The organism is Endozoicomonas sp., from assembly GCF_051008435.1.
Classification (GTDB): Bacteria; Pseudomonadota; Gammaproteobacteria; order Pseudomonadales; family Endozoicomonadaceae; genus Endozoicomonas_A.
In genome coordinates this window covers 1-18605 of sequence record NZ_JBPCXO010000242.1, presented here as the reverse complement: position 1 = coordinate 18605, position 18605 = coordinate 1, and the positions used below count along the sequence as shown (strand labels likewise).

Genomic DNA, 18605 nt, shown 5'->3' with positions numbered 1-18605 from the left:
CTGCCAGCCTGCTGCTGTGATGTTGATTGTACCTCGCCAGGCTTGGCACAAGAGTCACAGTAGTAGACTGGTTCCGCAGTCCACAAGAATCTTCCTTCGTCAAACGCTAAAAACTGCAGAATCGAGTATAAACAACTGTACCGAATTACTAGCCAGTCTTACCCAGGACAACCCGGTGGGTGAGTCCAGACTGGTGAACTTAATCAGGGAACTGGCTGCCAGGGAAAAAGCTGAGCCAGAAGCTATAGCCCAAAAATGGTTTGGAAAATACCTTTCCAAGGTTTTAGAACCCCTAATGGTGGGGCAATCTGATTTTGGCCTGCTGTTTGGTGCTCATCAACAAAACCTGCTCATCAGAATGCCTCAGGGCTACCCTGAAAAAGTCTACTTCAGAGATTGTCAGGGCACTGGCTACAGTCAGCTTGCCAGAGAACTTCTGAAAGAACACCTGCCCCAGGCAGACGAAGAAAAAGAGCACCACGTCAGTGAGCAACTGGGCAACCGCCTGTTCACGTACTATCTGCTGATTAACTCCACCTTTGGCGTCATCAGTGCTCTGGGGGCCAGCAAGATTCTCTCGGAAAAAGAACTTCTGCCGTCTCTGTACTGTTTTCTGGACAACCTTAGAAAGCAGGGCCGTCGCGATACCAGTTGCCTTGATTACATTTTGGACAGCAGAGAACTCTGGTCCAAAGGCAACTTTTACTGTGCCTACTGCAACATCAATGAGAACACCTTGAAGGACCCGATGGACGTCTATCACTCCATGAGGAATCCCTTGCAGGAATTCAGTCAGGCTGACCAGTAAAACACCAAACCAATTTTATACCGTGAAAAACATGTTGCGATGCCGTTTTCATATTTGAGGATGACGCTAAATGTTTTTCTTCGCTCAAGGCTATTCAGACTCCCTCTTATGGAAGAGCAATGACTACAACAACGATTCACCTGCCCGGGGCATTAAACCGCGAAACTTCTCTGCAATTGCTGTCATCTCATGACTTGGTGGTGCAAGACAACGATCAATCCCTGTTGCTGAAGCTCTCCGATCAGGATGGAGCCTCAATTGCAGCGGCCAATGAGTCCGATCTACCTGAGAGCGTGCCAAAGCATCTGATGGCCGCCAGTTTGGATTACCTGTTTTCCCGTAATCCAGATCTGACTCAGATCCTGTTTAAACCAGCACTGACCCAAAGACTTCAAAACACTCAGCTGATACACAGCCATAAAGAAAACGCTCGCGAAGGCATCTGCTATCGCCCGGGTTTATATCAGGACCGAACACTCTGGCACTGGCAGAAGGGTGATCGGATGATTCCTGAAGTCTGGACTGAAAACGATCAAGGTGTCGTGCACCCGCTTCGTCAGGAACAACCTGAAGGCGTTGTCTATGAACGCTATGACTATCAGAACGACGTCACTATCTCCTTCAGAACCATTAATCTGGATCAAGACCTGGATCTCTTTCATGAATGGATGAATCAGCCTCGCGTCGCAGAGTTCTGGGAGATGGCACAGAATCGGGAAGAACTGAAAGCGTATCTCCAGTCGTTATTAAAAGATCGAAGAACCTGGCCAATGGTGGGTTGTTTCAATGGAGAGCCTTTCGGATATTTTGAAGCTTATTGGGCTCTGGAAGACCGAATTGCACCTTACTACGATTGCCAGCCCTGGGATCGTGGATTTCACCTTCTGGTAGGTAACCTGGAATTTCTTGGCAAGCGTTTCTCCAGCAGCTGGACAAAATCGATCTCTCACTTTCTGTTTCTGGACGACCCCAGAACCACGCGTCTGGTAGGAGAACCCCGCGCTGACAATAAACGACTGATGAAGCTTATCACTCCTGCCGGCTGGTCTTTTGTTAAAGAATTTGATTTTCCACATAAACGCGCGGCACTGCTGAATTGCTACCGGGAGAACTTCTTTCAGGAGATCCAGCTATGAATCAGGCTGTTAGGGCTTTACCCGTTAATCAGCAAGTTGGGGTCTGGCAGAAAGCCAACAGCCGACTACTGGCGAAAACACTCAGTGAGCTGAGCTGGGAAGAAGCCATAGCGCCCAAAGAACTGGGTGACGGACTGTTTATCCTTGAATTGAAAAGTGGCGTGAGCTATCGCTTTCACGCTTGGAGAACCATCTGGGATCAGCTCATGGTGGATACCGCTTCGATTGCCCGAAGCTATCTCAACAGCCCGAGTGACTCTGCCCTGGAAGCCAGTCAGTTTTTCATAGATGCGAGGGAAGAACTGGGGCTGGATTCTGCAACCCTGGCTAATTTTCTGGAAGAACTGGCCAATACCCTGATGGCCGAGCTCAGGGTGCAAGAAAACTATCACCAGAAAAGTGCTGCCGAGCTGATTGAGTTGGAAGATGACGAATTACAGTGTTATCTGGATGGTCACCCCAAAGTCACCGTCAGCAAAGGTCGCCTTGGCTGGGGTAAAGAGGACTATCAGGATTACGCCACCGAGTTTCTCCCCGGTATTCAGCTTGAATGGGTTGCTCTTAACCGTGATAACTGTCAGCTCTCTCTGACCGATGATCTTCAGGAAAAAGATCTGATCAACGCTGTTTTGAACAGTGAAGAAGTAGAGCAGCTGACCGACGTATGTCGTCAACTCAACATTGACTCTTCCCGCTTTTTTCTTATGCCAGTCCATCCCTGGCAATGGAATAATCGTCTGGTAAACATGTTTGCTGCTGAAATAGCAGCAGGACACATCGTTCACCTGGGCAGTTATGGTGACCCCATGCTCCCCCAGCAGTCTCTTCGAACACTGTCTAATAAAAAACGACCTGAGCAGTTGAATATCAAACTTCCGCTCTCCATTCTGAATACTTCCTGCTATCGGGGAATTCCCGGTCGAACTATCAAGGCCGGGCCCATGGTTTCACGCTGGCTGTCTGAAACTGCAGCGTCTGACTCTGTTTTAGCCAGTCGCAGAACCATTATTCTGGAAGAGCCTGCCGGGGCTTTTTACCCCAATCCTCAATTCGAACAGATTGCAGATGCGCCATACCGCTATCACGAAATGCTAGGCTGTATCTGGCGGCAGAGTGTCCACGCTAAAACAGAAGAAACGGAACAAGCCATTCTGATCTCTACCCTGTTTCAGAAAGACGGCTATGGCTACCCACTGGTCTGCGAGTATATTCATCGCTCAGGGCTGACTACTGAACAATGGTTATCGAAACTCTTTGATGTGGTGGTGGTCCCGCTTTATCACCTGCTTTGTAAATACGGGGTAGGTCTGGTGGCTCATGGCCAGAATATTACTCTGGTGTTGGATAACCATCAGCCGGTCAGAGTGGCACTGAAAGATTTTCAGGGCGACTTGAGACTGGTCGACCAGGACTTTCCTGAGCTCAATAGTCTGAGCGATTACGCCCGTTCGGTCACGGTTCGTCTGCCTTCTGCTTACCTTATCCACGATCTGCAGACGGGCCACTTTGTGACTGTTCTTCGTTTCATTTCTGCCTGTCTGGCTGAGAAGGGCTTTTCTGAACACCGTTTTTATCAGTTATTAGGTGAACAGCTTCAGTCGTATATGAATCATCACCCAGAGCTGGAAGAACGTTTCAAACTCTTTGACCTGTTCACACCGGAAATGGCCCGAGTCTGCCTGAACCGGGTTCGTTTCAAGCTCGGTTATGGAGACTCCAGCGAGCGTCCTCTGCCAGAGCTGGGATCGCCGCTCAAAAACCCTCTAGCCACAACACTCAGGGAAGAATGATGAAACTCAAGCACTATTCCGATGAATCAGAAACCCTGGACCTGGCGGGACTGGGTTCCGGACCGTTTAATCTGAGCCTGGCCGCTCTGCTGGACAGCCTTCCGGAGCTGCAGGCCCGTTTCTTTGACAAAAAGTCATCCTTTGGCTGGCACCCCGGACTTATGCTGCCCGGTGCCCATATGCAGACCTCTTGCCTGAAGGATCTTGTCACCGCCGTACAGCCCACCAGTCGCTGGTCTTTTTTGTCATTTCTGGTGGAGAAAGGTCGGTTTTATGCTTTTTTAGCCACAGAAAAAATGGTCATCAGTCGTGCCGAGTTTGTTGAATACATGAGCTGGGTTGCCGACAATCTGAACTCATTGCAGTTTGATTCAGAAATCAGAGAAGTCAGCTTTGAAGACGACAGTTTCATACTGCATTCTGACAAGCAGAAAATAAAAGCACGTAATCTTTGTCTGGGAACAGGTAAAGCACCCTATGTTCCTGACTGTGCAAAACCATTAATGGGACAGCACTGTTTTCATGCCAGTGAGCTGATGACCCTTCAGCCTGATCTTCGCAACAGAAAGGTTGCAGTCATTGGTGGGGGTCAGACAGGTGCGGAGGTCTTTTTAAACTGTCTGCGTGAAAAATGGGGTAAGGCAGACCAGATTCAATGGGTTTCCCGCCGGGCCAGCTTTGAACCATTGGATGAAAGTCCATTTACCAATGAATATTTTACACCGGAATATGTCAGCCGCTTTTTGTCCCTGCCCGAAGACAGAAAAGAAACCATTGTCCAATATCAGAAGCTGGCCAGTGACGGGATAACGCCTGCCTACTTGCTGGAGCTCTACCGTGAGCTCTACGACAGAACATACCTGTACCAGAACCAGGTGAACTGGAAACTTCTGCCCGACCGAACCCTGACGGACATGTCTGAATCTTCAGGTGGTTTTTACGACCTCAAGCTGACCAACGCCCTGTCGGCAGACGATGAAATATTGTCTGCCGACATCGTGATTCTTTGTACAGGTTTTCAGAATGTTCTGCCCCGTTACCTGGAACCCATTCAGTCCAGATTGAATCTGGACAAATACAATCGCTTCACAATGTCCTCCAGCTTCAAGATTGACTGGGACGGTCCCCAAGACAGGCGTATTTATGCTGTTAATGCAGGCTTGCACAGCCATGGTATTGCAGAGCCTCAATTGAGCCTGACAGCCTGGCGTTCCGCCACCATCATCAATGATCTGGCCAACAGAGAAGTCTTCTCAATCAACCACCCTGGCAGCTTGATCAACTGGTAACCTCACCTTCAACAATCAGGCTCTGCCATAGCAGAGCTTGGTTGTACGCATATTCCGCCAGCCAGCTTTGTCGCTCTCCGGAACAGATTCATTTTTTAACCTGCCAGACACAATCCTGCTTCTATACTGGATGAACTTTTCAAACGATGAGGCAGGTGAGATGCCATGACCCAGGCAACAATCTATCCGGTTCCCGAGGCTTTTAAAGACTCATGGATGAGCGAAGAAAAATACCACGAGCTGTATCGCTATTCTTTGGAGAATCCGGAAGCGTTCTGGGCGAATAAGGCAGAGCGGTACCTTGACTGGTACCGCCCCTGGGATTCCATTTATGAAGGTGATTTCAAAAACTGTGAAGTAAGCTGGTTCAAAGGTGGACAACTGAACGCCAGTTTCAACTGCATAGACCGGCATCTTAAAGACCGTGCTGATCAGGTTGCCATTATCTGGGAAGGAGACACACCCGACCTCCAACGCAAAATCACTTATCAGGAGATTCATGATGAAGTCTGCAAGCTCGCAAACGGCTTGAAGGCACAGGGAGTGAATCGAGGTGACAGGGTGTGTATTTACATGCCTATGGTGCCTGAAGCGGTTTATGCCATGCTCGCCTGTGCACGTATTGGTGCTGTTCACTCCGTCGTATTCGGTGGTTTCTCTCCTCATTCACTCCGGGATCGAATACTCGACTGTGATTGCCGTGCAGTCATCACAGCGGATGAAGGTGTGCGGGGTGGCAAACACATTCCCCTGAAGCAAAACACTGATGAAGCCCTGAAAGAGTGCCCTGATGTCAACACAGTGGTTGTTTACGAAAGAACCGGTGCGGATATCGACTGGCAGGAAGGACGGGACATCTCTTATCGGGAACTGACGGCAAGCCAGTCCAGCATCTGTGAGCCGGAGGTCATGGAATCTGAAGACCCTCTGTTTATTCTCTACACCTCTGGCTCTACCGGAAAGCCCAAGGGAGTATTGCACAGTACTGCAGGCTATTTGCTTTATACCACCGTCACTTTCCATTACGTTTTTGACTATCACGACGGCGACATTTATTGGTGCGGCGCCGATGTAGGCTGGATTACCGGCCACTCCTATATTGTCTATGGCCCTTTATCCATCGGGGCCACCATGGTCATGCACGAAGGGGTTCCCTTCTGGCCAGATGCTTCCAGAATCTGGGAAATTGTAGACCGGCACCAGGTAAATATTCTCTACACGGCACCCACGGCCATTCGAGCTTTGATGGCCAAGGGTGATGAATACGTCAAACGCACTTCACGCGCCAGCCTGAAAATTCTGGGAACCGTGGGCGAGCCCATTAATCCAGAAGCCTGGCAATGGTATTACCAGAGTGTGGGAGAGGAACGCTGCCCGGTGATAGATTCCTGGTGGCAAACGGAAACGGGCGGCATTATGATTACACCTTTACCCGGTGCTACAGCACTCAAACCCGGGTTTGCCACCCTGCCGTTTCTGGGTATCCGCCCTGCCATTCTGGATCACGATGGTAATGAAATTGTCGGCCCCGGTCAGGGCAGTCTGGTCATCACCGGCTCCTGGCCGAGCCAGATCCGTACCGTGTACGGCAATCACCAGAGAATTATCGACACTTACTTCAGCCAATACCCCGGTCATTACTTTACGGGAGATGGAGCCCGCAGGGATGAAAACGGCTATTACCAGATTACAGGCAGAATGGATGATGTGATTAACGTAGCAGGTCACCGTCTGGGCACAGCAGAAATAGAAAGCGCACTGGTGCTGCATGAAGCCATTGCCGAAGCCGCTGTAGTCGGAGTCCCTCACAGAGTGAAGGGCGAAAGTGTCTATGCCTTTATAACGCCTATGGACGGAGTTGATGTCACGGATGATCTTAAACAGGCACTTTCAAATCTGGTTGCCAGTGAAATCGGATCCTTCGCTCGTCCGGATACGATTCACCCTTGCTCTGCTTTACCTAAGACTCGTTCGGGCAAAATCATGCGACGCATCCTGCGCAAGCTGGCTCAGGGAGAAAGAGAAAATCTGGGAGATTTGAGTACGCTGGCTGATCCCGATGTGATCAATCAATTATTAAGTTCCACTTGAAAGTCGACTTCAAAACTCCCTTCTGATCGAAATAGCTTGTTTCTGAAGAGGGGGATTTAAATTAGATACAGTTTCAATTCCATGAAACTATATATCCAATCCTATTCGTGTAGAATTCTAAAAAAATGTCTCACTACAGTTAGAGCTCATATCCTATGGCACTTATTGAAGGTATAAAAATCCGTAATTTTAGATCATTACGAGATGTGACTCTTGGAAAAACTTGGCAGGATAGACAACGTAAGTCACTTACTCCTCTGACTGTCGTAGTAGGCAAAAATGGTGTTGGTAAAAGTTCTTTATTCGATGCTTTTGGTTTTCTTGCCGATTGCCTGACATTCGGCGTTGATGAAGCATGTCATAGAAATGGACGTGGTGGATTTGAACGCCTTCGCTCAGGAGGGTCTGAAGATAATATTGAGTTTGAAATCTACTATAGAGAATCCTCAAACGAACGCCCTATCACATATGAGCTATCTATTGGTACTGATCATCATGGAAGACCTATAGTTGCTAGCGAACGACTCAGACAAAGACGTAGAGGCCAAAAAACAGGCTGGCCATTCTCTTTTCTGGAACTAAATAATGGATCTGGTAAGGTTTGGTCTGGAACAGCCCTTGCCGAGAGTGAAAAACCCGACGACTATCTAAAAGAAGAAACAAATGAAACTCAACAGATAAACCTTGAAGGAGCGCATAGGCTTGGTGTAGCCACCCTTGGAAACCTAAAGGATCATCCAAGAATTGCTAAATTCAGAAGATTTATAGAGGGTTGGTATTTATCTTATTTCACACCTGACGCTGCCAGGGATATTCCCAGAGCTGGACCTCAAAGACACCTGAACCGTATTGGCGATAATCTTGGTAATTTTGTGCAATTCATGGAACGAGAGCATCCTAAAAAGTTTAAAAATGTTCTCAGTGAAATTGCCGACAAGATACCAGGCATACAGAATATTGATACAGAACCTTCTCCAGACGGTCGATTACTACTTCGATTCTGGAGTGAAGGTTTTGATACACCTTTTTATGCACAACAGATTTCTGATGGCTCACTAAAACTCTTTGCTTATATGCTACTTCTGGAAGATCCAGATCCCGCTCCATTCATCTGTATAGAAGAGCCAGAAAACGGGCTATACCATAAACTTTTAGACACCTTGGTAGAAGAGTTTAGAGCAAGTGCCAGTGGCAAAAAAGGCGATTCCCAGTTGTTTGTAACAACTCACCAGCCCTATCTTGTTGACTCACTAGCTCCTGAAGAAGTCTGGATTCTTGAAAAACAACATGATGGTTTTTCAACTTTAACTCGAGCTTCCAACTATCCTGAAGTGGTTGCAATGGTCGAGGAAGGAATACCCCTTGGCAGCCTTTGGTACAGCGATCATATCGATAGTCGTTTGTAAGGAAGCCAAGCATGCATTTTGAAATTCTAGTTGAAGGTCAAGCTGAGCTTACTGCATTGTCTATTCTGATGCCTAAAATTGTTGGGGAATATGAACAACCAAATACTTGGAGAATTCATAAACACAGAGGTATCGGAAAGCTTCCTGAAAACCCTCTCCAGCACCCAGATCCAAGGAATACAACTCTATTACATCAACTACCAGCAAAGCTGCGAGCATATTCCAAAGCACCAAATACAGATAGGGCTATAATTGTTCTTCTGGATCTTGATGACAAGAATCAGGAAATTCTTTCTGAAGAGTTAAACAGTTTACTGGCTTGGTGTGAAAATAACTTCACTGCTGATTTTGAATTTGCAATTGAGGAGCTGGAAGCATGGTATCTTGGTGATCGCCAAGCATTACTGGCTTTTAATTCAAACATACGTATCTCTGTTTTAGCACAGTACGTTCAAGATAGTATTTGTGGCACTTGGGAAATGCTGGCAAAAGCCGACGACCCCTCCATCCTAAGCCAGAAGAAAAGAGGACCACACTCTCTAAACAAAAAGAAAGAATGGTCCAAAAAGATCCCACCGCATATGGATATTGATAGAAATCAATCTCCCAGCTTCTAAAGTTTTGTAAACTGTCTTCGAGCAAATTTATGATGTTGGTTTAACGCTGAAGCATTGCCAGCCACTTGTCCAGCTGGTTGGCAAACTGCTGGCGGTCACTCTGGCTCAACGCGGGAGGACCTCCAGACTCAATACCGCTAGACCGTAAGGTATCCAGAAAGTCACGCATATTGAGACGAGCCTTGATATTGTCTTCCGTGAAGAGTTCGCCTCGTGTACTGAGAGCAATACAGCCCTTCTCGATGACTTCCGCAGCCAAGGGAATATCATTGGTAATAACCAGTTCCCCAGCCGCCGCTCTTTTCACAATTTCATCGTCCGCCACATCAAAGCCAGAAGCAACCTGTATGGATTTTATAAAGCGGGATCCCGGCACCCTGATGGGCTGATTCGCCACCAGAGTCAGGGGGGTTTCTGTTCGGTCGGCGGCTCTGAATAGAATTTCCTTGATCACCACCGGGCAGGCGTCAGCATCAACCCAAATTTTCATTCCGTGAGAACACTCAAATCAAAAAGTAAAAAAGATCAGGATCATGACCATTGTTGGGCAGATAAACCGAATATACCAGGGCCATACCTTCCAAAAGAAACTGTGCTCAATTTCCGGACACCCTTTCTGTAATTCTTTCAGTTTTTGATCCCTGGACCAGATCCAGGCCGCATAAACACATACAACCAGACTTAACAGCGGCATAGCATAGCGGGTCGTCAGATTGACCACAAAGTCAAACAGTGGATCAAACCAGATCATGACACAAACACTGAACAGAAAGGTAGCAATGGAAATCAGCCAGGCACTGGAAGTTCTATGGGCGATCTGCCTTCTCTGAAAGACTGCAACAGGGACTTCAAGAATGGAAACCGCCGATGTCAGGGCGGTAATGGTCAACAGCACAAAGAAAGCCAGAGACAACAGCACTCCTATAGAGCCAAACTGCAGGAAAAGCTGGGGAAGAACATCGAACACCAACTTGTCTGCACTTTTTAAGGTGCCTTCTGCGGTATAGATATCAATGCCGTGATTCAGAGCAACAAACATGCCCGGAATGATTAATAGCCCGGCCATGACCGCGACCAGTGTATCGGTCACGGCAACACCGGCAGCCATAACAGGAATATTACTGTCACGGGTCAAATAAGCGCCATACACCACCATGATGCCAACACCCAGAGACATGGAAAAGAAAGATTGCCCCAGAGCACTGATCAACAAATCTTTGCTCAATATTTTCGAGAAATCTGGCAAGATGAAGTATTTCAGCCCATCAAGCGCACCCTCTTGCGACAGGGTAAAACCGATCAGAATCAGAATCAGAAAAACCAGCATAGGCATCAAACGGCTGCACCATTTTTCGATGCCATTTGCCACACCGCCAGAGACAATGGCAGCGACCAATGCCATAAAAGCACCGGCTGCCACCATAGTCGGCAATGCGTTGAACGACGTGAGAAGAACCGCCAATTCCTGAAACCCTAACAGCTTAACAAGAGGAGCCAGACCGAAGCAGATAATCCAGCCGGCAATAATGGCGTAGAAGGTATAAATCAGAAGCACCGTGATGGTCGAGCACCAGCCGGTCAGTTTGCCTAGTACTCTGAAAAACGCTCTGCTATTAACATTTTCCAGCGTAGTGACCGGATCGGAACGACCATACCGACCAATCACGAGCTCTGCCACCAGCATTGGCCAGGCTAGCAGGAAAGAGAAGCAAAGGTAGATGAGAACAAATGCAGCGCCACCGTTATCGGCTGTCTGGGTAGGGAACCCCCAGATATTACCGATACCCACCGCTGAGCCCACCGCAGCAAGATAAAAACCCAGCCGGGAAGTAAACTGTGGAACGTCTTCTAATGGTCTCTCATACACGGTGTTTTCATGGCTCATTCACATTTACCTTTTAATACCGTGAAAAACATTTTGCTATGTCTTTTTTTATTTGAGGATGACACAAAATATTTTCCTTAGCTCATGGCTGTTTATACGGTGAAAATTTCACCCATAAAGATGAAAGATTCTCTTAGACACACTTCCCTTACGTTATATTTTTTCCGGATCGCTGCGAGCTATTAGCACCAAAGTACTAAAGCCCGATACCCGTCTCTAAAATGAAAGACAATATCTATCCAGTGTATACAAAATATACAAATTAAGATGACTAATTTTCATCACGGGATGGCATAGAGAAGCTTCAGGGAAACAGGAAGCTGAACGGAAGCAGAGAGCCCGGCCAAGCTTTGAAGTTTTTCATTTAAAAGGTAAGTTTATTTTGCCGGATACAGGAGCAGTATCCGGCGGAGTTCTCAGTGACCGTTATCCACCAGAACGTTTGGCGTCGTATCCGGCTTTTTTGAGCACATCGACCATGACATCTACATGATCTCCCTGCAGCTCAATAGTGCCATCCTTAACAGCACCACCGCCACCACAGCGCTTCTTCAATGTTTTGGCATAGGCTTTGAGATCGTTACCTGTCAATGGCAGTCCGCTGATCACAGTCACCACCTTGCCTCCACGACCCTTCTTTTCCGGACGGACGCGAACGTTGCCATCACCCACTGTATCCTCTTTGGCCTTTTCTTCCTTGATACGACCCAGATCGGTCGAATAAACAAGCTTATTGCTCATTTCACACCTCAATCTCTTATCAGCCAGCCTTTATCTGTGGCTTGATCAATCTCACTCAGAGCATATTCCCAAAGCCTGGGGGTCAGCCCTTTGAGATATTCGTTTCGGTTGATGACCTGAGAGCGTCTGACACTGTGCTCAGCCCAGCTTCCGCCCTCATTCCTGCAGTTCTGTAAAAGAGGCAGCATACGATCCATAGCCTTGGCAAAGCGGCCATCAGCCGTTTCAGCATCTTCAAACTCCTGCCAGAGGGTGCGGTAACTTTGTGCCTGCTCTTCTGGCAACAATCCGAAGATACGATCTGCCGCTTCGGCTTCGACACCCACCGTACTTTCCTGACCTGCAGTATCAAAGGCGAAGGTATCGCCTGCGTCAATTTCCACAATGTCGTGGATCAACAGCATGGTTACCACCCGTTGCAGATTCACAGGCTCATCGGCGTAGGCTGATAACACCTGGGCCATCAGAGCAATATGCCAACTGTGTTCGGCACTGTTCTCGAAGCGGTTGTCATCACATTTGATCCGACACCGGCGCTGGACTGCCTTCAGACGGTCCAGCTCCATAATAAAATCGATTTGCTGATTTAAATTTTCCATACCATCCAGCACATACAATAACGGCCTTCAAAAGGAAGGCCGTTTATAAACAAGATTTCCGATCCTAAGAGGCCGACCGAGAATATACCCATCGCCTTTCAAGTTGCTACGTTGTTGTCAGCGTTCGCTCACCCCAGTCACCTACTAATTGTAGGCTCCTGGGGCTTCACGAACTTGACGCCTAGTAGCATCTTGAAATCCAATGGGTATAGACAGCCCGGCCTAAAATCCAGAAAGAATGGCCATCTTTTCCACTGAATTTTATGCTCGGACGCTATTCTCGGTCAGCCTCCTAGCCCTGCTCCAGCAGGCGGCGAAGATCAATGATTGCGGCATTTGCGCGAGAAATATAATTAGCCATTACCAGAGAATGGTTGGCCAGTATGCCAAATCCATCGCCATTAAGAATGAACGGACTCCAAACGGTTTCCTGGGTGGCTTCCAGTTCGCGGATAATCTGCTTCAGACTGATGGTAGCGTTCTTTTTATCCAGAACATCGGCAAAGTCCACTTCAATCGCTTTCATCAGATGAATCAGTGCCCAGGACGCCCCGCGAGCTTCGTAGAAAACATCATCAATCTTGGTCCAGGGCGTTCTCACTTCCACCAGCGTTTCGGCTTCTGTGGACTGTGAGGCCTCTGCGTCACCGGCCAGGTCGGTATTGATGCGAGGTTTGCCTACACTGGCACTCAACCTCTGGGACAAACTGCCCAGACGGGTTTCAACATCGGTCAGCCATCGAGTCAGGTTATCCGCCCGTGCATAAAACTGGGCACGATCCTGTTTATCAGGCAGACGACGCATATAGTTTTCAAGCTTGTCGATACCGCGCTGATATTCTTTTTCACTGGAAGGCAGAATCCAGCTCTTTGAATCAAAGTTAAACTGGGGTTCGGCAATAGCCAGATCACGATCTTCCTGGGACTGGGACTGTGAGCGGCTTAAATCTTTACGAAGGGAGCGCGCCATATCACGCACCTGAATCAACACACCCAGCTCCCAATTAGGCATGTTGTCCATGAACACTCCGGGAGGCCCAATATCATTACGGATATAGCCACCAGGCTTGTTCAGCAGGGTATCGGCCAGGCGATAAAGTGCAGCCGTTGTCGTGTAGCCGACCACTACTTCCTGCCCATTAGCCTGTGCAACCTGATCAGCATTGGCTTTCACTGAAAAAGTATCCGGCTCGCTGCTCCAGTACATGCCCAAGGCGGTCAGGCCAATCACTACGACACCGGCAGCAACTGCAATACCCTTGCCTACGAGCTTACTGCCCCTTAGGGTGTCCGTGATACCTTCAGTGACCGAAGACACACGCTCTTTTATCTTTTCCAGAGCCATAGATTCCTCATTGCCCCAATCTGAGTCTTTATCATTATCCTCTATTCAGGGTGGGTATTAAAGACACAGCTCATATGCCAATCAAGAAATCCTGAATCCACTGCCGAATCGTTTTGAGAGCAAATAGGTACATGCCGCATAGAACCTATAGATATCCATTTCTAGAATGTAGGTTTAAATTCAATATCTGGTTCGTAAGCGATGTTGATAAGATCTGTTGCCAGTGTTTCCAGAGTCAGTGTTCTGAGCCTTGTATTGCTGCTTTCCTCGAACACCTATGGAGCCCCCGTCAATGCTGCTCGTTTACATTAGCCATTTCAGCTTACACATGCATTTTGTTCACCGTTCAGTTTTTTACAGGGCTGTTTAATATAGAAGTAGCAACAGAAGAGATTAGAAGTGAGAGGGAAGCAAACAGGCTGTTACACTCCGAAGTTAAATGGCTGATGTTCAGAGTCCTCATGAAGGATTCTATGGAAGATCGATCGTGCATTGATACTAAAACCAACTTTTCTACCAGCGTTATCAATAAAACTAAAAAGCACTTCATGGATACCAAGCAGCAAAGGAAAGCGAAATTAGTCGACGATTTTCTCAAATACCACACGCACAGTCCCAGTTACTTCGCCTTCCTCTACAGCCACTCCCCTTTTGAGTATGAGCATTGTCTTAGAAAGCCTTCAAGAAATGAGTCATGTCATATGACACCTAAAGAATTACGCCCCTTCAAGATTGAAACAGCCAACTCTTTTAAGTTTTACTTCAATGAAATGTTTAATTTGTACAATAGTCATCCGGAGATGATGAGTACACTGAAACTCAGCTTCTCTCAATTACTTCAGATTGGACTCAGCTATTGTGGTCATCAACTTGAAGTAGACAAAATCAGCAACCAACACCCTTGTATACACCTCACACGGCATCACCTTGATAATTATTACTCCATTAACGACGATTGGGGCTCAGCTGTAAAAGTGATTCACGATAATCAGGAGCAGGCTCTCAAGCTTAAGCTGGTCTCTCTCAGTGATGATCAAACCCCTGTCGTTCAAAGCTTCTACCTCCAAAGAATGGATCTTCATCCGTCAGAGAGAGATTAGCTTCGATGATTTGAAAGGCATTAAAAGCCATCTCGAGTAAACTTCTGCATAAATCCTAGATTGATTTGATCAAAATCATAAACGCTCAGGACGACCCAAATAGAATCCCTGACCACCCTGAACGCCCAGATCCTTGAGTTTCAACCAGTCTTTCTCATCTTCTACATCCTGTGCCAGAAGCTGAATATCCCTGCTGCTGGCCAGCATGGCCAATGTGCGAATATAGAAACGGTTACCCTGGTTTTCAGCAATGCCCCGTACAAAGCTGCCATCTATTTTGATGTATTCAAGGTTCAATAAATGGAGGCAAGATAAAGTACGGCTGGCAATACCAAAATGATCCACAGAAAAACGACAGCCCGTGGCCATCAGTTCGTTGATAATGTCCGACAATCTATCCCCCGCCAATAGCAGGGTTCTTTCCGGAATTTCCAGAATCAAGCGGCTGCATAACTCCGGTACCGCCCGAAGTGTCGACAGGAACCAGCTATAGAACTCTTTGTTGAGCAACGAGCGGGGAGAAAGGTTCAGGCAGTAACGTTCGTCCAGATGATCGTTCCTCATTTTAACCAGCAAAACTTCAATGACCACCTTGTCAAAATCAGCATGGAGATCAAAGCGTTCCACCATCGGTAAAAAAGCCTCGGCAGAAGCCAGTTCACCCAACAACCTCAAACGGGTAAAGACTTCCCGAAATATAAGGTTCCCTTTAAAGTCCAACACAGGCTGAGCAAACAGCTCGACTTCCTGAGCTTTCAGCACCTGTCTGAGTGATTCCTGCCAATGGCCTTCACTCCATTGGCTGTAAGGCTGGCCGTCCTGTACGTCGACTTCCCGTACCTGCCAGTTATTACCACCGTGGTGCTGAACACTCCTCAGTAACTGATCGGCCTGATGCAATAGTTCATCCTGATCGATTCGACCAAGATGCGTCACCATCGCCAGATGCAGGCTCTTCTCACCTTCATCGCTGGAAAAAAAAGGCAGTGAAGCGATGGAGCGAAAACAGGCTTCGGCCACCTGTCGCGCCTGTTCCAGATCACAGGCAGGCACAAAGACCGCAAATTCAGAACCACTTCGTCGACCGGCAAACGATTCCTGCCAGCGCTGAATGGGGTTACAGAGATGACGAGCCATATCCACCAGTAACCGATCTGCCTCGGTTCTGCCATGCTGCCGGTTATAATCATCCAGACCGCTGATCTGAAGCAACAACAGGCTGCCTCCGGATTCTCCTCTTTCTTTACTGATCAGTTCACTGGACAATCTGTCATCAAAAGCCCGTCGATTAAGAATGCCAGTCAGGGAGTCTTTAACCGACTGTCTTCGTAATTCTTCAGTCAAAATCACCTTTTCATTAAACAGCACTTCCAGCTTGCTCACCATGCGATTCATGGCTTCCACCACTCTGCGCAAATCCCGGGTTTTAGGCCGTCGGGTCTGGATATCAAAACGCTTCTGACAGATAGCATCTGCCTGTTGTTCAAGACGCTTCAAAGGGCGAAGGATAATTCTGAGCAGAATATTTAAACCAATGATGGCCAGCAACAGACCACAACCAAACAACCAGGTGCTGTGCAGGGTTTTGTCCCATAAGCTGCGATAGGCATAACCTGGATGGCTGGCCACATAGAGTGTTCCGGCAAGATTCCAGCCACGATTCACTTCGGTAGAGACTTCAGGTGCTTTAAGGGCCACCAGCGAGACAAACCAGCTGGGTACATCATCCAGAACCAGATCATGTTCACTGTTAACCAATACTTTCCCATGGGGGTCGGTAAAGCGAATAATCCGGTAATAACCCCGATCGAAAATGGCATCAATCATCGAGTCAACAATGGCGACACTGCCCGCCTCAGTGGCTGCAATGGATAAGCCCAGTGAAGTAGCCGTATCCTGAGCATGAGATTCCAGCTGCTGTTGCAGATAACCCCTGCTGTCGCTGATGCTCATAATCAGGCTGCCGCCAAACAACAAGAACAGCAGGACCGTCATGTAAGCTGCCAGTTCCCTGAGTAATGTCATGGTTTTTTCCCTGCACCGGCTTTTCCGGTCGCTCCCTGCTCCACTGACAACCGCAGGCGTTTCCGTAAATCCATCCACAGGCTGATCCTGTCAGCCTTCCCTACTCTTACCCCTTTACCCCTCTGCCTGGCAAGCCAGAGACCATCACCGTTAAAGTTATACACAGGCTTAAGATCCCGACGAGCACTGGCTTTGAGAATATCACCTTCCAGATTATCCAGTATTAAAGGCTCCGCATCAGGCTTTGGATAGTAACTGAGCACCATATGCGCCTGATTCAGCTTCAGAGCTTTGACATACGTGATCCGTAATTTCTCGTCCGCCACCCCCAGCTCTCTCAGAGTGAAGTATTTGGCTATGGAAAAGTCTTCGCAGTCTCCGCCGCCACTGGCCAGAAACTCTACAGGAGTAGCCCAGTAATCCTCTTCACCCCAATGACGCAGGTCACTGACAAAACGAAGCTGATTAAAAAACTGATTTACTCTTTCCAGCTTCTGGGCCTCAGACAGTCCTCTACTCTTATCCAGCAGGCTCTGCCAAGCCTCCATGCGCTTGCCGGCCTTATCCCCATAATGTTTTCGAACGCTCTCCAGCAACGCCTTACCCACATAAAAATCACCGGCAAAAGCGAAAACCAGACAGGAAGCCAGTAACCAGGGCGTGAAAAAGTGTTTAAGCATGACATCCCGGTCAGAAACAAACGCATGGCTACTATTTCGGCCAAAAGCAGCAAGCACTGAGAAAAAGCCGGGAGTTAAAGACGACCTGTTTACACCTCAAGCTCCTTTAAAGAACCTTTTTTGATGAGAAAAAGCTTTATTAAAATCAGAGGGTTGGCGAGAGCCCCCTGATATGCTTATAATTCACCCCCACTAAGCTCCCATGTCCCGAAAGGCAGGTGTACTCTGCGTATCAAAGGGCAATGAATTAGTGATTGGGGCCTTTAGCTCAGTTGGTTAGAGCATCCGACTCATAATCAACTATTCCAAAAATCACTATACGACTGCTATAGTGTGGCAAGAGAGTTCCAAAGATAGCTGCAGGGCCTGTAGCATAACGGTTAATGCGCCCGACTCATAATCGGTCGATTGCTGGTTCGAATCCAGCCAGGCCCACCATTTTTAGTCTTGGGGTCACCCGCATCGTCACCTTAGGATGGAAAAAGTTACCGTATAAAAAAGGCGATTTCGCAAGAGATCCACCTTTTTATACGGTAACCATCTTCTCTAGGGGAACACCATATCTCACAGCCTATCCAACCCGACTACATAATGACAGAAGAGCGTTTTTCAAAAACTCTTTCCGTTGATGATCCTGACTCTTAGAAAGAGTCCAACACCTTAATTAAGCACCCTCAAGTGCCTCAATCAACCTCATGCACATTAGTCCTTAACGCACCTCTTTCAAGAGCTTACGAGATACAATCAACAATTCCTTTCATCTCTCTCTGTAATTCAATTAGCTCTTCTTCGAGTTTTTTTTGCTTGTTCAATAATAAATATAAAGGTTCAAGATCTTCTTCTATAGGCTGATGGATATACCGAGATACATTTAGATTAAAGTCATTATTTGATATCTCTGAAATGCTAACACAGCGAGACTTGCCCTTTACTTCTTCTCTTCTCGCATACAACTCTATAACTGCGTGTAGCTTCTTAATAACTGCTGCAAAGCCCACAAGGTAGTATGTGAGAAGCTTTTTCAATCAAGTCCGTCAGCCTTGGAAACGTGCCACTGCCTGTTAACCTGTCTGTCAGATAGTCCCAGAATGAA

General features: G+C 47.6%; 16 protein-coding genes and 1 tRNA gene. 9 read left to right on the top strand and 8 right to left on the bottom strand.

Annotated features, from left to right (window positions below; translation table 11 throughout):
* The 7 genes from ACR2PX_RS12425 to ACR2PX_RS12395 all read left to right on the top strand — a co-directional run.
* Nucleotides 1–808 (top strand): IucA/IucC family C-terminal-domain containing protein (locus ACR2PX_RS12425; protein WP_433999673.1); only part of this gene is annotated, 808 nt, incomplete at its 5' end.
* 119 nt (nucleotides 809–927) lie between these two features.
* The gene (locus tag ACR2PX_RS12420) at nucleotides 928–1944 is read left to right on the top strand and encodes a GNAT family N-acetyltransferase (RefSeq protein WP_433999672.1); all 1017 of its coding nucleotides are present in this window, start codon (nucleotides 928–930) and stop codon (nucleotides 1942–1944) included.
* Nucleotides 1941–3734 carry an IucA/IucC family protein gene (locus ACR2PX_RS12415; protein WP_433999671.1) on the top strand — a complete coding sequence of 598 codons (1794 nt, stop codon included), beginning with the start codon at nucleotides 1941–1943 and terminating at the stop codon, nucleotides 3732–3734. The genes ACR2PX_RS12420 and ACR2PX_RS12415 overlap by 4 nt, the downstream gene beginning before the upstream one ends.
* Nucleotides 3731–5023: a lysine N(6)-hydroxylase/L-ornithine N(5)-oxygenase family protein gene (locus tag ACR2PX_RS12410; protein WP_433999670.1), complete on the top strand. Its 1293-nt coding sequence runs from the start codon at nucleotides 3731–3733 to the stop codon at nucleotides 5021–5023. The genes ACR2PX_RS12415 and ACR2PX_RS12410 overlap by 4 nt, the downstream gene beginning before the upstream one ends.
* Nucleotides 5024–5188: 165 nt before the next feature.
* Nucleotides 5189–7114, top strand: coding sequence for an acetate--CoA ligase (acs, locus tag ACR2PX_RS12405; protein WP_433999669.1), 1926 nt, complete (start codon nucleotides 5189–5191; stop codon nucleotides 7112–7114).
* A 155-nt stretch (nucleotides 7115–7269) separates the two neighbouring features.
* Complete coding sequence (locus ACR2PX_RS12400; RefSeq protein ID WP_433999668.1) at nucleotides 7270–8520, top strand: AAA family ATPase; 1251 nt, start codon at nucleotides 7270–7272, stop codon at nucleotides 8518–8520.
* Between the two features lie 11 nt (nucleotides 8521–8531).
* Nucleotides 8532–9137: a DUF4276 family protein gene (locus ACR2PX_RS12395; protein ID WP_433999667.1), complete on the top strand. Its 606-nt coding sequence runs from the start codon at nucleotides 8532–8534 to the stop codon at nucleotides 9135–9137.
* Between the two features lie 40 nt (nucleotides 9138–9177).
* Here the strand turns inward: ACR2PX_RS12395 and ACR2PX_RS12390 are convergent, their stop codons facing one another.
* From ACR2PX_RS12390 to ACR2PX_RS12370, 5 genes are all read right to left on the bottom strand, one after another.
* Nucleotides 9178–9627 carry a YaiI/YqxD family protein gene (locus ACR2PX_RS12390; RefSeq protein ID WP_433999666.1) on the bottom strand — a complete coding sequence of 150 codons (450 nt, stop codon included), beginning with the start codon at nucleotides 9625–9627 and terminating at the stop codon, nucleotides 9178–9180.
* Between the two features lie 18 nt (nucleotides 9628–9645).
* Entirely contained in the window at nucleotides 9646–11022 is a 1377-nt protein-coding gene (locus ACR2PX_RS12385) for a sodium-dependent transporter (RefSeq protein ID WP_433999665.1), read from the bottom strand.
* Between the two features lie 426 nt (nucleotides 11023–11448).
* Complete coding sequence (yciH, locus tag ACR2PX_RS12380) at nucleotides 11449–11763, bottom strand: stress response translation initiation inhibitor YciH (protein ID WP_433999664.1); 315 nt, start codon at nucleotides 11761–11763, stop codon at nucleotides 11449–11451.
* An 8-nt stretch (nucleotides 11764–11771) separates the two neighbouring features.
* A complete protein-coding gene (locus ACR2PX_RS12375) occupies nucleotides 11772–12362 on the bottom strand; it encodes an HD domain-containing protein (RefSeq protein ID WP_433999663.1) in 591 nt (196 codons plus the stop codon).
* Nucleotides 12363–12654: 292 nt separating this feature from the next.
* The gene (locus tag ACR2PX_RS12370; RefSeq protein WP_433999662.1) at nucleotides 12655–13707 is read right to left on the bottom strand and encodes a DUF2333 family protein; all 1053 of its coding nucleotides are present in this window, start codon (nucleotides 13705–13707) and stop codon (nucleotides 12655–12657) included.
* A gap of 473 nt (nucleotides 13708–14180) precedes the next feature.
* On the opposite strand from ACR2PX_RS12370, the gene ACR2PX_RS12365 reads away from it, so the two are divergent.
* Complete coding sequence (locus ACR2PX_RS12365; protein ID WP_433999661.1) at nucleotides 14181–14807, top strand: hypothetical protein; 627 nt, start codon at nucleotides 14181–14183, stop codon at nucleotides 14805–14807.
* A 75-nt stretch (nucleotides 14808–14882) separates the two neighbouring features.
* On the opposite strand, the gene ACR2PX_RS12360 is transcribed toward ACR2PX_RS12365, so the two are convergent.
* Complete coding sequence (locus ACR2PX_RS12360) at nucleotides 14883–16832, bottom strand: bifunctional diguanylate cyclase/phosphodiesterase (RefSeq protein WP_433999660.1); 1950 nt, start codon at nucleotides 16830–16832, stop codon at nucleotides 14883–14885.
* On the bottom strand, nucleotides 16829–17512 hold the full coding sequence (locus ACR2PX_RS12355; protein WP_433999659.1) for a transglutaminase-like cysteine peptidase: 684 nt from the start codon (nucleotides 17510–17512) through the stop codon (nucleotides 16829–16831). Before ACR2PX_RS12355 ends, ACR2PX_RS12360 begins: the two co-directional genes overlap by 4 nt.
* Before the next feature lie 362 nt (nucleotides 17513–17874).
* Here ACR2PX_RS12355 and ACR2PX_RS12350 point away from each other — a divergent pair.
* Nucleotides 17875–17950: transfer RNA gene (locus ACR2PX_RS12350), tRNA-Ile, on the top strand.
* A gap of 293 nt (nucleotides 17951–18243) precedes the next feature.
* Here ACR2PX_RS12350 and ACR2PX_RS12345 read toward each other — a convergent pair.
* Nucleotides 18244–18510, bottom strand: coding sequence for an N-6 DNA methylase (locus ACR2PX_RS12345; protein ID WP_433999674.1), 267 nt, complete (start codon nucleotides 18508–18510; stop codon nucleotides 18244–18246).
* Nucleotides 18511–18605: the final 95 nt, after the last annotated feature.

What these genes read in the sequence shown, in the direction of transcription:
- ACR2PX_RS12420 (WP_433999672.1), top strand. Translation starts at nt 928, where the DNA reads ATGACTACAACAACGATTCACCTGCCCGGGGCATTAAACCGCGAAACT.
- ACR2PX_RS12415 (WP_433999671.1), top strand. Translation starts at nt 1,941, where the DNA reads ATGAATCAGGCTGTTAGGGCTTTACCCGTTAATCAGCAAGTTGGGGTC.
- ACR2PX_RS12410 (WP_433999670.1), top strand. Translation starts at nt 3,731, where the DNA reads ATGATGAAACTCAAGCACTATTCCGATGAATCAGAAACCCTGGACCTG.
- acs (WP_433999669.1), top strand. Translation starts at nt 5,189, where the DNA reads ATGACCCAGGCAACAATCTATCCGGTTCCCGAGGCTTTTAAAGACTCA.
- ACR2PX_RS12400 (WP_433999668.1), top strand. Translation starts at nt 7,270, where the DNA reads ATGGCACTTATTGAAGGTATAAAAATCCGTAATTTTAGATCATTACGA.
- ACR2PX_RS12395 (WP_433999667.1), top strand. Translation starts at nt 8,532, where the DNA reads ATGCATTTTGAAATTCTAGTTGAAGGTCAAGCTGAGCTTACTGCATTG.
- ACR2PX_RS12390 (WP_433999666.1), bottom strand. Translation starts at nt 9,627, where the DNA reads ATGAAAATTTGGGTTGATGCTGACGCCTGCCCGGTGGTGATCAAGGAA.
- ACR2PX_RS12385 (WP_433999665.1), bottom strand. Translation starts at nt 11,022, where the DNA reads ATGAGCCATGAAAACACCGTGTATGAGAGACCATTAGAAGACGTTCCA.
- yciH (WP_433999664.1), bottom strand. Translation starts at nt 11,763, where the DNA reads ATGAGCAATAAGCTTGTTTATTCGACCGATCTGGGTCGTATCAAGGAA.
- ACR2PX_RS12375 (WP_433999663.1), bottom strand. Translation starts at nt 12,362, where the DNA reads ATGGAAAATTTAAATCAGCAAATCGATTTTATTATGGAGCTGGACCGT.
- ACR2PX_RS12370 (WP_433999662.1), bottom strand. Translation starts at nt 13,707, where the DNA reads ATGGCTCTGGAAAAGATAAAAGAGCGTGTGTCTTCGGTCACTGAAGGT.
- ACR2PX_RS12365 (WP_433999661.1), top strand. Translation starts at nt 14,181, where the DNA reads ATGGAAGATCGATCGTGCATTGATACTAAAACCAACTTTTCTACCAGC.
- ACR2PX_RS12360 (WP_433999660.1), bottom strand. Translation starts at nt 16,832, where the DNA reads ATGACATTACTCAGGGAACTGGCAGCTTACATGACGGTCCTGCTGTTC.
- ACR2PX_RS12355 (WP_433999659.1), bottom strand. Translation starts at nt 17,512, where the DNA reads ATGCTTAAACACTTTTTCACGCCCTGGTTACTGGCTTCCTGTCTGGTT.